At 69.0% G+C, this 14,110-nt stretch carries 15 protein-coding genes; 6 read left to right on the top strand and 9 right to left on the bottom strand.

Annotated elements, in window-relative coordinates:
* Window positions 1–21: 21 nt before the first annotated feature.
* Together DNK52_RS15065 and DNK52_RS15060 are read right to left on the bottom strand one after the other, a co-directional pair.
* Complete coding sequence (locus DNK52_RS15065) at window positions 22–1,074, bottom strand: class I SAM-dependent methyltransferase (protein WP_110241853.1); 1,053 nt, start codon at window positions 1,072–1,074, stop codon at window positions 22–24.
* A 72-nt stretch (window positions 1,075–1,146) separates the two neighbouring features.
* Complete coding sequence (locus DNK52_RS15060; RefSeq protein WP_110241852.1) at window positions 1,147–2,517, bottom strand: FAD-dependent oxidoreductase; 1,371 nt, start codon at window positions 2,515–2,517, stop codon at window positions 1,147–1,149.
* A gap of 292 nt (window positions 2,518–2,809) precedes the next feature.
* Here DNK52_RS15060 and DNK52_RS15055 point away from each other — a divergent pair, with 292 nt between their 5' ends.
* On the top strand, window positions 2,810–3,592 hold the full coding sequence (locus tag DNK52_RS15055; RefSeq protein ID WP_110241851.1) for an IclR family transcriptional regulator: 783 nt from the start codon (window positions 2,810–2,812) through the stop codon (window positions 3,590–3,592).
* 44 nt (window positions 3,593–3,636) lie between these two features.
* On the opposite strand, the gene DNK52_RS15050 is transcribed toward DNK52_RS15055, so the two are convergent.
* Both DNK52_RS15050 and DNK52_RS15045 read right to left on the bottom strand, forming a co-directional pair.
* On the bottom strand, window positions 3,637–4,725 hold the full coding sequence (locus DNK52_RS15050) for a saccharopine dehydrogenase family protein (protein WP_162598800.1): 1,089 nt from the start codon (window positions 4,723–4,725) through the stop codon (window positions 3,637–3,639).
* 24 nt (window positions 4,726–4,749) lie between these two features.
* On the bottom strand, window positions 4,750–5,031 hold the full coding sequence (locus tag DNK52_RS15045) for a Rho termination factor N-terminal domain-containing protein (protein WP_110241849.1): 282 nt from the start codon (window positions 5,029–5,031) through the stop codon (window positions 4,750–4,752).
* Between the two features lie 91 nt (window positions 5,032–5,122).
* On the opposite strand from DNK52_RS15045, the gene DNK52_RS15040 reads away from it, so the two are divergent.
* A complete protein-coding gene (locus DNK52_RS15040; RefSeq protein WP_162598799.1) occupies window positions 5,123–5,377 on the top strand; it encodes a hypothetical protein in 255 nt (84 codons plus the stop codon).
* On the opposite strand, the gene DNK52_RS15035 is transcribed toward DNK52_RS15040, so the two are convergent.
* The 4 genes from DNK52_RS15035 to DNK52_RS15020 form a co-directional block, all read right to left on the bottom strand.
* Window positions 5,374–6,228 (bottom strand): sigma-70 family RNA polymerase sigma factor, encoded by an 855-nt coding sequence (locus DNK52_RS15035; protein ID WP_110241847.1) that lies wholly within the window; start codon window positions 6,226–6,228, stop codon window positions 5,374–5,376. The two genes, DNK52_RS15040 and DNK52_RS15035, sit on opposite strands and share 4 nt — an antisense overlap.
* A gap of 70 nt (window positions 6,229–6,298) precedes the next feature.
* On the bottom strand, window positions 6,299–7,252 hold the full coding sequence (locus DNK52_RS15030) for an LLM class F420-dependent oxidoreductase (protein WP_110241846.1): 954 nt from the start codon (window positions 7,250–7,252) through the stop codon (window positions 6,299–6,301).
* Window positions 7,249–7,830 carry a type 1 glutamine amidotransferase domain-containing protein gene (locus DNK52_RS15025; protein ID WP_110241845.1) on the bottom strand — a complete coding sequence of 194 codons (582 nt, stop codon included), beginning with the start codon at window positions 7,828–7,830 and terminating at the stop codon, window positions 7,249–7,251. The genes DNK52_RS15030 and DNK52_RS15025 overlap by 4 nt, the downstream gene beginning before the upstream one ends.
* A 52-nt stretch (window positions 7,831–7,882) precedes the next feature.
* The gene (locus DNK52_RS15020; RefSeq protein WP_110241844.1) at window positions 7,883–8,626 is read right to left on the bottom strand and encodes a GTP pyrophosphokinase; all 744 of its coding nucleotides are present in this window, start codon (window positions 8,624–8,626) and stop codon (window positions 7,883–7,885) included.
* A 115-nt stretch (window positions 8,627–8,741) separates the two neighbouring features.
* On the opposite strand from DNK52_RS15020, the gene DNK52_RS15015 reads away from it, so the two are divergent.
* Both DNK52_RS15015 and DNK52_RS15010 read left to right on the top strand, forming a co-directional pair.
* A complete protein-coding gene (locus DNK52_RS15015) occupies window positions 8,742–10,994 on the top strand; it encodes a catalase (protein WP_275426159.1) in 2,253 nt (750 codons plus the stop codon).
* A gap of 24 nt (window positions 10,995–11,018) precedes the next feature.
* On the top strand, window positions 11,019–11,279 hold the full coding sequence (locus DNK52_RS15010; protein WP_110241842.1) for a hypothetical protein: 261 nt from the start codon (window positions 11,019–11,021) through the stop codon (window positions 11,277–11,279).
* Window positions 11,280–11,405: 126 nt separating this feature from the next.
* Here DNK52_RS15010 and DNK52_RS15005 read toward each other — a convergent pair whose 3' ends face one another.
* On the bottom strand, window positions 11,406–12,920 hold the full coding sequence (locus DNK52_RS15005; protein ID WP_110241841.1) for an FAD-dependent oxidoreductase: 1,515 nt from the start codon (window positions 12,918–12,920) through the stop codon (window positions 11,406–11,408).
* Between the two features lie 173 nt (window positions 12,921–13,093).
* On the opposite strand from DNK52_RS15005, the gene DNK52_RS15000 reads away from it, so the two are divergent.
* Both DNK52_RS15000 and DNK52_RS14995 read left to right on the top strand, forming a co-directional pair.
* The gene (locus DNK52_RS15000) at window positions 13,094–13,594 is read left to right on the top strand and encodes a hemerythrin domain-containing protein (RefSeq protein WP_110241840.1); all 501 of its coding nucleotides are present in this window, start codon (window positions 13,094–13,096) and stop codon (window positions 13,592–13,594) included.
* A 42-nt stretch (window positions 13,595–13,636) separates the two neighbouring features.
* Window positions 13,637–14,089, top strand: coding sequence for a GAF domain-containing protein (locus DNK52_RS14995; RefSeq protein WP_204163569.1), 453 nt, complete (start codon window positions 13,637–13,639; stop codon window positions 14,087–14,089).
* The last annotated feature ends 21 nt before the right edge of the window (window positions 14,090–14,110 follow it).

Raw genomic sequence — 14,110 nt, 5'->3', positions numbered from 1 at the left:
TGTCTCCTTCTCTTGTGGAGGTCAGGCGGCGGGCTTGGTGGCGCGGGTGACCCAGGGGTAGACGCCACCTCCCACGCCGTAGGACTCGATGTCGACGAAGCCCGCGTCCGCGAGCGCCCGGTGGAGGTCGAGGGCCATGACCTCACGCCAGTACGGCTCGCCACGGTTCTCGGTCTCCCAGTCGAGGACGACCGCGCGGAAGGCGTTCTGGTGCTCGTAGGGCGCGATCTCGCTGATCATCAGGTCGCCGCCGGGCTCGAGGAGTCGGAACGCCTCGGCCAAGATCTGGAGGTTGACCTCGGCAGGGCACTCGTGGAGCAGGGTGTAGCAGGCCACGAGGTCGGCGCTGCCGGACTCGAGCTTGGTGTCCTCCGCCGCGCCCTGCCACCAGTCGATGCGGGCCCCCTTGTCGGCCGACAGGGCGTGCGCGTGGCGCAGTGCCGACTCCGACAGCTCGACAGCGGTGATCCGCGCGTCGGGCAGGCGGCGACGCAGGGCGAAGGTGAAGCGACCGCTGCTGGCGCCGAGCTCGACCACGTGCTCGTAGTCCGTACGCCGGGTCTCGCCGGCGACCTGGCTGCGCTGGTCGTTGAGGTTCTCCCCGGCGCGCACCGCACCGACGCCGCCGGGGGTCAGCACGTAGGCGAAGACCAGCTCGGAGATCGCCGGTCCCATCAGGTCGTGTCCGTCCCAGCCGCCGGGGGCCAGGTGGAAACCGTGCTCCCAGTAGGCGGGCGGGACCAGGTCGGGGTCGAGGGTCAGCGTGCCGCTGGGGCGGGCGACGTCGAGCCACTTCTCCACTCCCCCACGGATCTCCTCGATCGCGGGGAGTGCCCGGACGTAGATCTCCTCGGCGACCCAGCGGGTCAGGAACCTGTCGAACTCCCAGACGCTGCTGCCGTCGAGGGTCGAGTGCACCGATTCACGGCGCTCGTCGAGGGAGTCCGGCGGCGCGGGGACCGCGGCCTCGTACTGGGCGGCCGCGGCCGACTGGAGGGTACGGCCGGCGAAGTGCTGGACCGACCCGAGGAACTCCAGGCTGGCTCGTCGGCGCTGCCGCAGATCCATGTCCATGGAGGTCTCCTTTCCTGGTTGTCTGGGGATCCGGGTGGGGGAACCCGAAGGTGGGGGAAACGGGGGTGGGGGTCAGGTCCGGCGCCGCGCCACGTCGTCAGCCGCCAGGTAGGCCAGGCCGAGGGCTGGGAGCAGTCCGTTGCCCGCGAGGTAGCCGCTGGCGCCGTGGCCCGAGATGCCGTTGGCCGCGCCACCGGAGGCGTACAACCCTGCGATGGGTGCGCGGTCCGGGCGCAGGACCCGGGCGTTCGCGTCGACCACCAACCCGCCCTGGGTGTGGAACAGCGCAGGGACGATCTTCACCGCAGCAAGACGCCCGGCCAGCACGTGGTCGAAGGAAGTACGCCCGAAGCGGTCCGACTTGTCACCGCTCGCGAACGCACCCAGATCGGAGAGCTCGTCGGCCAGCGCCTCGACAGGGACCTTCATCGCGGCCGCCAGGTCAGCGACCGTGTCACCCCACACGAGAGCACCGCTCTCGACGGTCTGCACGTAGTCGGTGAAGGCGAGGCACCGCTCATGGATCTCACTGTCGATGACGATCCAACCCTCGGAGTCAGGCTGCGCGGCGAGGGCCGGCGCGAACTCGGAGTAGCCGGCTGTCTCGTCGCCGAAACGCTCGCCGAGCACGTTGACGACGATCCCGCCATGCATGACGGTGGCCCAGCCGACCAGGGTGTTGGCCAGCTTGGAGAGCGCGGCGTGGCCCTGGTAGGCGTCGAGGTAGGCGCTGGCGGCGCCGAGGCCGGCGCCGATCCGCAGCGCGTCACCGCGGGAGTGCTCGCTGCCGTGGTAGCGGGCCCCGGCGATCTCCGGCAGGTGCTCGGCCACCAACGTGGGCGCACCGGCGTATCCGTTGGTGGCGAGCAGCACGGCGCCACAGTCGATCTCCTCGGTGGTGCCGTCGGGCATCGTGATCACGACGCCGCTGACCGCGCCACCCTCGTCGACCAGGACGTCGCTGAGTCGGGCCGGCACCAACATGTCGATGCGGTCATCGGCCTCGACTGCCTTGACGAGACGCTCCAGCAGGACACTGCCGTGGCGTCCCTCGATGGTGTGGCAGCGGTGGGCGGTGTGGCCGGGGTACTGGAAGTCGGTGACCAGCGTGAGCGGGAAACCGAGGTGGTCAGCCAGCCACTCCACCATCGGGGCACTGACCTCAGCGAGAGCAGCTGCCAACTCCAGGTCGGCCGCGCCCTTCGTCTTGGTGCGTACGTCGGAGACGAATCGCTCGATCGAGTCGTCGACGTCGGCGTGCCTCTGCCACCGCGAGCCGACGCCGGGAATCATCGCCGTCGAGATGGCGGTGTTGTTGCCCCGCCGAAAGTGTTCGCTCGCCTCCACGACGAGGACCGAGAGCCCGTGCTGCGCTGCTCGGAGCGCGGCCACGAGGCCACCTCCGGCGCCTGCCACCACCAGGTCCGGACCTGTGGAACTCATCGATGCGTCTCCTGACTGCTGGGGGTCGAAGCGATCAGATGCCCCGCGGCGGCGAGCTTCTTGCGTTTCGCCTAACGGAACATCAGATGCGTGCTGCTTCTCCCACTGCAGAGAAGCTTTGTTTGGTTCCCCCCAAACAATCACTGAGGCATACAGTAATTGTCTGATGTTGAGCGTGCAAGGGGTTCCGGAGGATCAGTTTTTGTGGTCTGCTGAGGGCGGAGGCGTGACGCAGTGTCGCGGCACGGTCGTTTCGCTCAACGGAACGGCCTTGAGGGAGGAGGCTCTTGAAATGCAGGTGACTGTCCCGCAGGGGGCGACCACGTCGGTCGCCCGGGCCACTGACGTCCTTCTTCTCTTCACCGAGGAGAGCGACGTCCTCGGGATCTCCGAGATCGCGCGCCGACTGGATCTGTCGAAGGCCGTGGTGCACCGGATCATCACCACGTTCGTCGACCGCGGAGTCCTCAGCCCGGGCGTCGGCGGGCGTGGGTACCGGCTCGGCCCCGCTTCCACCACCCTCGGCGCTCGGGCCCTGCGCGCCTCCTCGATCCGAGTCTCTGCCCAGCCGTTGCTGCCCTCGCTTCAGCGGGCAACGGGTGAGACCTCCACCCTCTCGGCCCTGGTCGGCGACGTACGCGCGTTCATCGCTCAGGTCGAGTCACCCAGTGAGATCAAGATGACGGTGGAGATCGGCCGTCGTTTTCCGCTGCACCTCGGCAGCTCGGGGCGGTGCATCCTGGCCTTCCAGCCCGCCGACGTCATCGAAGCATGTCTCGCGGGCGACCTCTCGGTCCCCGACGACCTCGCGATCGACGCCGCAGTGCTCCGGGAGCAGTTGCAGGAGGTCCGTCGACAGGGTTGGAGCAGCTCGAGTGGCGAGCGCCACCAGGGGGCTGCCTCGGTCGCCGCCCCCGTGTTCGACGTCGATGGCCACTCCGTCGGCGCCATCTCGGTCTGCGGACCGACAGAGCGGATGAACGCCGACATCCGGTCCCTGCACGCAGTCCACGTGATGGCGACCGCCGACCTCGTCTCCAGGGCGATGGGCTGGCGTGGCGGGTTGCCCGACTGATTGTCCCTGGCTGATTCTCCTGACTGATTCCTCTGGGGCGACCCTCAGTGCAGGGTGACGTCGAAACGTACGCCCATCTGGGCCATCGCCTCGACGTCGCGCACCGCATCCGGGGCCGACTCCGGGAGACTCACCCCGACCGGGGGCACCGCCCGGCCGTTCCAGCCGAGCAACCGTTCCACCTGACTGACCGCGCTGGCCGCCGCCAGGTGCCGTTGACCGTGTGGGTCCACGACACGGATCTGCGCCACCCGGTGGTCCCCGCCCGCAGGGCGGACGATGGAGACCCAGAACTCATGCGGGTGCTCACCCTGTCCCGTGGTCAGTCGCTGCAGCATCCTGCGGCGGGTCGCCCTGGGTAGGCAGGACCAGATCTTGGTGCCGACGAGCACCGAGAAACCCACGTGGGTCGCCACCTCCGCGACCGCCAGTCGGACCGTGACGCCGTTGCTGAGTCGGTGGGCGACCAAGGTCTCCTGCTCGGGGCTGGAGACCAGACGCGTCCGCACGATGCGGTCGCCACTGAACCGGAATCGGCGCGGACCTGCGAGCCCGCGCACCAGACGGGGGCGGCCCTCGATCCAGATCGCGAAGGACTTGTGCGCGTCGACGAACCTGGTCGCTGTCTCGGGCCCCAGAGCGTCCGCCACCACCATCAGGATGTCGATCTCCACCTGCTCGGCCGGTTCGTCCGGCCTGACGTGGGCAGCGACCGTCACGGCGGCGGCGCCGGCCATCCAGCCGGAGGCGGCGACGAAGCGGATCAGCTCATCGACGTCGGCGAGCACTTCACGGGCGTCGTCGATCCGGTCGAGGCTCCGGGTGAGGTCCAGCACGGGGATGCCACGGCGTGCGGCAGCGCGCAGCACATGGTCGTCCGGGTCGAGGGTGGCCATGACGAGCACGTCTGGGACCTCGTCCTCCTCGAGCCCGGCCAATGGGTCGTCGTCCCCCACCTCGAGCGCCCATGGCCGCCCGTGCGGCAATGCGCGCGCCAGCAGCCCGGCCTTCTGCATGTCGTGGCCGGCCACGACGATCCGTGCCTGCGGGTGCCGGCTCGCCAGCAGTCGGCAGATGTGCGACCCGACGACACCGTACCCACCGACGACGCAGATGAGGGGCGAGAAGGTCACACGGGCCATCCTGCCCGACCTTCGTCAGTGGTCGCGCAGGGCCTCCACGAGCTCTCCCTTGCGCATCGAGGACCGGCCGTCGATGCCCACCTCGCGAGCACGCTCCCTCAACTCTGCGACGGTCCACTCCTCGTACGCCCGCGACTCGCCGCCACGGCGCCCGACCTCGGAGCGTGAGCTGGCGGCTGCGGCGTTGGCGATCCGCGCTGCCTTCTGCTTGCTGGCTCCGTCGTCGCGCAGGCTCTCGTAGAGCTCGGCGTCCTTCACGCTCGGTCCGGGGTCGGTCGACGCCTTCTGCTTCGCCATGGGTCCTCCTCAGTTCGAGTTTGCCCCTTCGGCCATACCCGGTTGACGGTGTTCGAATCCCACGGCCGACGATCCAGTCGAGGCTGCATGCATGAATTCCCCCGAGGATGGGTATCGCAGAGCCATGACCAACGAGCCGAATGAGAAGCCGACTCCTGACCTCGGCGGCGACTCCGCCCAGGCGAACAACCCCAAGCAGCCGGACGGACACGACGCAGCGCACGAGGCAGCCGCTGACGTGGACCCGACCGACAGTGGGGGTGGGCCCGTCTTCGTGACCACCTTCATCGCCGTTCTGGTGGTGGCGCTGCTGGCCATGCTCGTGGTCGGCATCGTCGTCCTCTAGTCGCCTCCCGCCAACCTCACCGACTCGGCGAGGTCCTCCACCAGGGGGACCTCGCCCAGTCGTGTACGGAGGTCGCGCAGCACCTTGGCGAGCAGGCGGGAGATCTGGGTCTGGGTGACACCCAGCTCGAGTGCGATCTGCTGCTGACTGAGATCGCGCGTGAATCGTAGGTGCAGGAGCCGGCGCTCACGGGTGGTGAGGCTCGCGAGGAGCGGCCACAGCATCACCCTGGCCTCAGCCGCCTCCAAGGTGCCGAGCGCGCTCGACTCGGCGAGCGTCTCCCCCACTGTCATGGTCCCGGAGCGCTGAGCGGGCACGTCGAGGGACGCCGGCCGATAGCAGCCCTGGGCCCTCAGCGCTTCCTCGACGTCCTGCTCCGGGACCTCGAGTCGGGCGGCGAGACCCTGGGTGGTCACTGGCCCGGCCGCGCCACCCCGCATCAGATCTCGCTCAGCGAGCACCCTCGCCTGGATCTCCTGCACCCGACGCGGTGGGCGCACCACCCATCCCGCGTCGCGGAAGTGGTGCATCAGCTCGCCCCGGATGCTCGGGACGGCGTACGCGAGCAGCTCTCGGTGATGCCCGACGTCGAAGCGCCGCACGGCTCGCACCAGTGCCGCATGGGCCACCTGTTGGAGATCGTCGACGGGGATGCCACGAGAGCGGTAGCGCGACGCGATGCTGCTCGCCACCGCCATGTTGACTAGGACGACCTCGTCGAGGAGGGCGCGACGTTCACTGCCGAGCGCTCGGGCGGCCCGAGCAAGCAAATTGGCTGTCAGCACCCTGCGCTCGTCGCGGGGCAGGTGGTCGTACGGGTTGTCCAGTGGTGCGGATCGCGCAAGGGCCATGGGCGACCTCCCCGAGAGGGAACAGTTGGCTCGGACTCAACCTACTCAGGGATGGTGATCGCACAAGCCCTCAGCGGAGTCTGGGCAGCACCTCTTCCCCGTAGGCGCGGATCATCTCGCGCCAGTGCGGACCCATGTTGGCGACGTACACCTCGTCGTAGCCAGCGTCGACGTACTCGGTCATCGCCTGGACATGTCGGTCCACGTCGGGTCCGCAGACCTGCGACTCACGCGTCATCTCCGGGGTGACCAGGTCGGCCGCCTGTTCGAAGTGCCGGGGGGAGGGAAGCACCTGCGCCAGCTCGCCGGGAAGTCCGCTGGTCCTCCAGAGTCGGTGGGCGTGCTCCACACCCTCGTCCTCGGTGGGAGCCCAGGCGACCTTGACGCCACCCTGAGCCGGCTTGCCACCGGAGCCTTCCTTGAAGCGGTTGACGAGTTCGGCATCGGGAGAGGTGTTGACGTAACCATCCCCGATCCGTGCCGCGAGATCGGTCGCCCGCGGACCGAAACCCGAGATGTAGACGGGGGGCGGCGAGTCGGGCAACGTGTAGATGCGGGCAGAGTCGACGGTGTAGTACTCGCCCTGGCGCGTGACGAGGTCGCCCTGCCACAACTCCCGCATCACGTCGACGGCCTCCTCGAGCATCTGCAGGCGGACCTGGGCGCTGGGCCATCCCTGGCCCAGGACGTGCTCGTTGAGCGCTTCGCCCGAGCCGACACCGAGGATGAATCTTCCCTTCAGCATCACCGCGCTCGTCGCCGCCGCCTGGGCGATGATCACGGGGTCTATCCGGAAGGTCGGGCAGGTGACGGCGGTGGTCAACGGCAGCGAGCAGACCTGGGAGATCGCGCCGATCACCGACCACACGAACGGGCTCTCACCCTGCTCGTCGTTCCATGGGTGGAAGTGGTCGCTGATCCAGAGACTGTCGAAGCCCGCCTCCTCGGCGAGCCTGGCCTGCTCGACCAGTTCGGCCGGACCGTACTCCTCGGCCGAGAGGAAGTATCCGAACTTGGTGCTCATGCGGCCTCGTCCCCCGCGAGGACGTCGAGGAGTGCGGCGTTGAAGGCCGGCAGGTCGTCGGGCTTGCGGCTGGTGACGAGGTGGCGGTCGCGCACCACCTCGCTGTCCTGCCACTCACCGCCGGCGTTGCGTACGTCGGTGGCCAGGCTGGGCCACGACGTGACCCGGCGACCCCGCACGACGTCAGCCTCCACCAACAGCCAGATCGCGTGGCAGATCGCCGCGACGGGCCGGTCCGCGTCGACGAATCGGCGTACGAAGTCGACCGCGCCCTCGTCCATCCGCAGCGCGTCCGGGTTGGCCACCCCACCCGGGAGCAGCAGGCCGGCGTAGTCGTCGGGGTCAACGTCGGCCACCGCGTGCTCGGCGGTGAAGGTGTCGGCGGCGTCGAGGTGGTTGTACGCCTGGACCTCTCCGGCCTCCGTGGAGATCAGGACCGGCTCGTAGCCGGCCTCCTCGAGGGCCTGCCAGGGAGAGGTCAATTCGATCTGCTCGATGCCCTCCGACGCGACGAGCACGGCGACTCGACGGTCGTTGCGCGCCTGGGTGGGGGCGGTGTCCTGCACGTTCTCGGTCATCACTGACTCCTGGTGGTCGGGGGTGTGACTTCGATACCCGACCAGCGAAATTTCAATCCTTCGTCACGCGCGGCTCCACGGGGTCGCTGGCCAACGTCCCGATCTCGTCGCGCAGCCTCTCCATCTGGGCGTCCAGGTCAGCAGCCGTGCCAGCGACCTTCAGCAACGTCTCGGTCAGGTGCTCGGGGACCTGTCCGTCGTACTTGTAGTAGATGCGGTGCTCGACGCTCGCCCAGAAGTCCATGGCGATGGTGCGGATCTGCACCTCGACAGGCACCTGGACCGTGCGGTCGGACAGGAAGACCGGCACGGCGATCACCAGGTGGAGGCTCTGGTATCCGTTCGACTTGGGGGTCGCGATGTAGTCCTTGCGGGCCAGGACGGTCACGTCACGTTGGCGGATCAGCATCTCCGCGAAACGGTAGGTGTCCTCGACGAAGGCAGTCGTGACCCGGATCCCGGCGATGTCGCGGATCTGCTCGCGGATCACGCCCAGGTCGCTGGGGCAGTTGGTTCGGTTGACCTTCTCGGCGAGGCTCTCCAACGACTTGAGCCGTGACTTCACGTGCTCGATCGGGCTGTAGTCGTGGTCGAGCTCGAACTCCTCGCGCAGGATGTTGATCTTCACCTCGACCTCGTCGAGCGCGAACTTGTACTCCATCAGGAACGTCGACAGCTGCCGGTGCACCTCCCGCGCCCTCGCGCGCGGGTCCTCCGGATCTCCATGCACCGCCAGTCCTCGGAACGAGTCCAGGACGTCGACTTCGCGGGAGGACTCAGGATCGATGGCGGACATGTGCCCCAGTATGCGGGGCGAATCATGGAGTCCGCCGAGACAACGTGTCCGAAGGGGGTTGGGCCTGACGGCACGGGGGTACCGGAAGCCAACCCCAGACGCGAAAGGAAGACCCGTGGACCCGAAGAAGCTGGCTCAGGACACGTTCGAACGAATCGTAGGAGGCATCGCTGATGCCGTGAAGGAGACGCCTGACCCGCCCACTCCCGGAGCCCCGGCTCCGGAGCGCCCCTCACTGGAGGAGCCCACTGAGCCGCGCCCCCCGCTCCCCCCGCGCGATGACCAGGCCGCCCCTGCCCTGCGTACCGCCACCGGCGGCGACCCGAGCGAGGACCGCACCCAGCACGGTGCCTACCTCACCACCTCCCAGGGGACGCGTCTGCGCGACAGTGACCACTCGCTGAAGGCCGGCGAGCGAGGCCCGACGCTCCTCCAGGACCACCACCTGCGCGAGAAGATCACCCACTTCGACCACGAACGCATCCCCGAGCGGGTGGTCCACGCCCGCGGGGCCGGCGCCCACGGCGTCTTCGTCGGGTACGGCACCGCCAGCGCCCTCACCAAGGCCGGCTTCCTGGCCGAGGGGAAGCAGACCGACGTCTTCGTACGCTTCTCCACGGTGCTGGGATCGCGCGGCTCGGCCGACACGGTGCGCGACACCCGCGGCTTCGCGACGAAGTTCTACACCGAGGAGGGCACCTTCGACCTGGTGGCCAACAACATGCCGGTCTTCTTCATCCAGGACGGCATCAAGTTCCCTGACGTCATCCACGCCGGAAAGCCCCACCCGGACCGTGAGATCCCGCAGGCCCAGAGCGCCCACGACACCTTCTGGGACTTCGTCTCGCTGCACACCGAGGCCCAGCACCACACCATGTGGAACATGTCCGACCGGGGCATTCCGCGCTCCTACCGCACCATGGAGGGCTTCGGGGTCCACACGTTCCGTTTCGTCAACGACGAGGGCGAGACCTCCTTGGTCAAGTTCCACTGGAAGCCGCGTCTCGGTGTGCACTCCCTGGTCTGGGAGGAGGCGCAGTTGATCAACGGCATCGACCCCGACTTCCACCGCCGGGACCTCTACGACGCCATCGAGTCCGGTGCCTACCCGGCGTGGGAGCTGGGGGTCCAGGTGTTCCCGGACAACCCGGAGCAGAGCTTTGAAGGGATCGACCTGCTCGACCCGACGAAGATGGTGCCCGAGGAGCTCGCCCCGGTGCAGCCGATCGGGATGATGGTGCTGACCGGCAACCCGACGAACTTCTTCGCCGAGACCGAGCAGGTGGCCTTCCACGTCGGTCACCTGCCGCCCGGCATCGACGTCACCGACGACCCGCTGCTGCAGACCCGGCTCTTCTCCTACCTGGACACGCAGTTGACCCGCCTGGGTGGCCCGAACTTCTCGCAGATCCCGATCAACCGGCCCCATGCGCCGGTCAACGACATGCTGCGCGACGGCTTCCACCAACACGCGGTGCACAGCGGCGCGGCACCGTACAAGCCCAACACCCTCGACGGTGGTTGCCCGTTCTTCGCGGGCGCTGACGAGAGCGCCTTCGCGGACCTGCCGGTCACCGTGCCCGCTGCCCAGAAGGTGCGAGCGCTGTCGGCCTCCTTCGACGACCACTACAGCCAGGCCCGACTCTTCTGGCTGAGCATGTCGCCGGTCGAGCAGGAGCACATCATCCGCGCGTACACCTTCGAGCTGGGCAAGTGCTACGAGGAGACGATCAAGGAGCGTCAGCTCCAGAGCCTGGCCAACATCGATCCCCGCCTGTGCTCCGAGGTCGCCACGGGTCTCGGGCTGCCCGCCCCGGAGCCGACGATCTCCCTCGTCGACCCCGAGCCCAGCCCGGCGCTCTCCCAGGTCGGTGAGGCGTGGCCGATCGACGGGCGCATGGTCGGCATCGTCGTGGACCCCGCCGGCTCACTGGACGGTCTGGCGGAGCTCCGTTCGGCGGTCTTCGCCGCCAAGATGGTGCCGCTGATCATCGCTCCCCACGGTGGCACTGTCGAGGGGATGCCGATTCAGCGGACGTTCGCCACCGCGCGTTCAGTCGAGTTCGATGCAGTGCTGATCGCCGGCGCGCCCGTGCCGGCTCCGGACGCGCAGCCGCACCGCGACGCCAAGGCCGGAGCTCCCGGGGCGCCGGGTGTCGACCCGCGGGTGTCCCTGTTGGTGGACGAGTGCTTCCGACACGCCAAGGCCATCGGTGCCTGGGGCGCGGGCGTCGACGTCCTCGAGGCCGCCGGCTACGTCGGGGCCTCCGGCGTCGTGACCGGCGACACCGCCGAGGCAGTCTTCGCGGACCTCACCTCGGAGATGAAGTTGCACCGCGCCTGGGACCGGTTCCCGGTCGCGGGCTGATCAACCACCAGCAAAGGAACGCCAATGTTCAAGAAACTCATGCTCCTGGCCGGTGCCGGGGTGGGCGCCCTGCTCGCCTCCAAGTCCCGGCGTGAACTCCTGCAACGCAAGGTCAAGGCCCTCCGGGCCGGTTCAGCAGCGAGCTCCCCGGTCCCGGGGCCGCAGGGCGGCGGCACCCTGAGCACCGCCCCGGGTGCAAGCCTGTCCAACGGCTCGGAGGACCACGGGGACAGCGACCCGATGGGGTCCACCGCAAGCGACAGCAAGGGCCCCACCCGGCCCTGAAGTCTGTTGACACGGGTGGAGCGGTGGGGTCAGTCCTCCGGGAGGCCCCACCGCTTCGCCAGCACCGTCGTGAGACCCAGCCCGCCAGCCAGGTTGGTCACCACGATGCAGACGACGCCCGCCCTCTCAGGCTTTGCGCAGCCCACAGGTGGCCGGCGCCTCCAGGACCGATCCGTCGGGCGCGAAGCGGGAGCCGTGCAGTGGGCAGTCCCAACTGCGTTCGGCGTCGTTCCACCTGACCACACCACCGAGGTGGGTGCAGACCGCGCTGACCCGCTCGGTGTGACCGTCGACCGCGGAGGTCGCGACCAGGTGCGCGCCCTCACGGGAGACGTACCCCTCCTGGCCCGTGGCGCCCCCCGCGCCCACGAGTGGCCGCAACCATCCTTCGGCCAACTCAAGGCCCACCTTGAGGTTCGCGGCCGCCAGTTTGTGGGCCGAGCGCAGTTCGCGTGGGGTCCACGAGCGGTAGACACCTGACCAGCGCGGCGGAGCCCCGACCATCTCGCCGACCAGGGCGATCGCGGCCGCGACCCCGTTGGTCATGCCCCACTTGGCGAAACCGCCGGCCGCCAGGATCCCGGACGTCGCAGGGAGCACGGGACCGGCGTACGGAAGACCGCGGTGCGGCACCTGGTCCTGGGCCGACCAGGCGTGGGTCTCCTCCGCCCCCGGGAAGTGCTGGTGGGTCCAGTCGCGCAACTCGTCGATGCGGGACTGCTCGGAGACCTTGGCGCCCGTGCGGTGACCGTTGCCGCCCACGAGCAACACCGGGCCCTGCGGTGACGGGGAGTCGCGCAGTGAGCGGGAGGGCTCATCCGCCGAGAGATACATCCCGTCGACCGCCAGGGCCGGGGTCCGGAAGGCGAGCGCGTACGAGCGGGCGGGCGAGGCGCGGGCGAAGAAGGCACCCCGGTCGAGGATCGGCAGGTTGGTGGCCAGCACCACCCGGTCGGCGGTGACATCGACTGCGTCAGCATCGGCCCCCTCACCGGCACCGCCGTCAGCGTCGATCTGGAGCCGGTAGGGCGCCGTGATCCCCACCCCGGTGACCCGGGCCTCCTCGAAGATCTGGACGCCCAGGGTCAGTGCCTCCGCAGCGAGCGCGTCCACCAGGTCGAGGGGATCCACCTGCAACTGATCGTCCAGACGGATGGCGCCCTGGGTCGCGAAGGGCAACCCCACCTCGTCGAGCCACTGGGGGTGGAGCCCGCCGACCGTGGCGGCGGACAGCTCTTCTCGCAGCCGTCGCTCCCCCACGGTCGTGTTGGCGTACGTGTAGGCCGAGCGGGTCTGCAGCTCGACACCGCTGTCGGCACAGAATTCGCGCACCCACGCCTGCCCTGCCCGGTTGGCCGAGACGTAGTCACGCAGCACGGAGCTCGAATGCAGACGTGCGATCTCGGAGAGACGAGTGCCCTGGAGCAGGCTCAGCTTGGCCGTGCTGCGGCCAGTGCTCCCGGCGCCGAGGCGACGACCTTCGAAGAGTGCCACGGAGCGGCCGGCTCGGGCCAGCAGCACCGCTGCCGCCAGGCCCGTGATGCCACCGCCCACCACGGCGACCTCCCAGTGCCCGTCGCGCACCTCGGCGCGCTCCGCCCGAGGGGTGTGACCGGTCTCCCAGAGTGAGGTGAGTGCCATGGTTCCTCCGCTGCCGTTGGGGTCGTCCCCCGTGCAGTACCCATGCCGGCGGCCCAGCACACCTGCTTCCCCAGGGTGTCCACCGACGTTTCGGGGTCCCCGGGAGCGGGCACCCAGCGAGGGGCACGTCCACCGGCGCCGCTCACGATCCGTTCAACGCTCCAGGAGGCTCCATGTCCACCGACGCCATCGTCCTGCTGAAGGACGACCACAAGCAGATCCTCAGCACCTTCAAGGAGTTCGAGGAGGCCGGCCCCAACGCCTACAAGACCAAGGGCAAACTGGTCGAGAAGATGATCGAACTGCTCACCGTGCACACCTACATCGAGAACGAAGTCATGTACCCCCAGGTCCGTGCGGCCCTGCCCGAGCTCGAGGACGACGTCCTGGAGTCGTACGAGGAGCATCACGTGGCCGACGTGCTCGTCATGGAGCTGTCGATGATGAAGCCGGAGGACGAGCGCTTCGACGCCAAGACCATGGTCCTCATCGAGAACGTGCGCCACCACATCGAGGAGGAGGAGGACGAGTGGTTCCCGAAGGTCCGTGAAGGACTCGGGCGCAACGAGCTGCAGCGGATGGGGGCCGAGATGCTGGAGGCGCAGAAGACCGCTCCCCGTCGCCCGTCCCAGCCGAGCGCCCTGAAGAAGACCATTGACGCCGTCATCTCCTAGACAGCTCTCGCCGCACCGGGTGCGCGCCCCCAGCGGGTGCGGGTGATTGACGTCCACCGGGCGCCGATGTGGTCCCGCGACGACACCGTCGACCGGTGGGCTGGGGTCCGGCGCGCCCTCGACCTCGGTCTCTGCGGTGTCGGGGGGCGGCTGACGCAGGCTCCTGACACCGCCCTGGCCGCCGTTCTGGCGGTCGATCACGAGCACGGGGAACGCGTGGCTCGGCGTCTGGAGCGGTTCATGGCCCTCCCCGCCGGCGCGCACGTCTGGACGGTGGACGAGGACGGACTCTTCCACCGCGGCGAATTCACCGGTCAGTGGCGTTTCGACGGCACGGAGGCGGCCTTCGAGGCGGACCTGGTGCACGTACGCGCCTGTGACTGGCTCGACCGCGACGTGACGGCAGCCGTGGCTCCCCCCGCGGTCCTGGCCGCGTTCGCCAGAGGCGGCCGCAACTTCCAACGGATCCGCGCGGCCAGCGGGCCGTCCGACTGAACCACGATCACTCTCCTGTGG

The sequence above is a fragment of the Nocardioides gilvus genome (assembly GCF_003194605.1).
In the GTDB taxonomy this organism is placed as follows: Bacteria; Actinomycetota; Actinomycetes; order Propionibacteriales; family Nocardioidaceae; genus Nocardioides; species Nocardioides gilvus.
Note: the sequence above shows the minus strand (reverse complement) of the source record. Positions and strands in the feature narration are given on the sequence as shown.

What these genes read in the sequence shown, in the direction of transcription:
- DNK52_RS15065 (WP_110241853.1), bottom strand. Translation starts at nt 1,074, where the DNA reads ATGGACATGGATCTGCGGCAGCGCCGACGAGCCAGCCTGGAGTTCCTC.
- DNK52_RS15060 (WP_110241852.1), bottom strand. Translation starts at nt 2,517, where the DNA reads ATGAGTTCCACAGGTCCGGACCTGGTGGTGGCAGGCGCCGGAGGTGGC.
- DNK52_RS15055 (WP_110241851.1), top strand. Translation starts at nt 2,810, where the DNA reads ATGCAGGTGACTGTCCCGCAGGGGGCGACCACGTCGGTCGCCCGGGCC.
- DNK52_RS15045 (WP_110241849.1), bottom strand. Translation starts at nt 5,031, where the DNA reads ATGGCGAAGCAGAAGGCGTCGACCGACCCCGGACCGAGCGTGAAGGAC.
- DNK52_RS15040 (WP_162598799.1), top strand. Translation starts at nt 5,123, where the DNA reads ATGAATTCCCCCGAGGATGGGTATCGCAGAGCCATGACCAACGAGCCG.
- DNK52_RS15035 (WP_110241847.1), bottom strand. Translation starts at nt 6,228, where the DNA reads ATGGCCCTTGCGCGATCCGCACCACTGGACAACCCGTACGACCACCTG.
- DNK52_RS15030 (WP_110241846.1), bottom strand. Translation starts at nt 7,252, where the DNA reads ATGAGCACCAAGTTCGGATACTTCCTCTCGGCCGAGGAGTACGGTCCG.
- DNK52_RS15025 (WP_110241845.1), bottom strand. Translation starts at nt 7,830, where the DNA reads ATGACCGAGAACGTGCAGGACACCGCCCCCACCCAGGCGCGCAACGAC.
- DNK52_RS15020 (WP_110241844.1), bottom strand. Translation starts at nt 8,626, where the DNA reads ATGTCCGCCATCGATCCTGAGTCCTCCCGCGAAGTCGACGTCCTGGAC.
- DNK52_RS15010 (WP_110241842.1), top strand. Translation starts at nt 11,019, where the DNA reads ATGTTCAAGAAACTCATGCTCCTGGCCGGTGCCGGGGTGGGCGCCCTG.
- DNK52_RS15005 (WP_110241841.1), bottom strand. Translation starts at nt 12,920, where the DNA reads ATGGCACTCACCTCACTCTGGGAGACCGGTCACACCCCTCGGGCGGAG.
- DNK52_RS15000 (WP_110241840.1), top strand. Translation starts at nt 13,094, where the DNA reads ATGTCCACCGACGCCATCGTCCTGCTGAAGGACGACCACAAGCAGATC.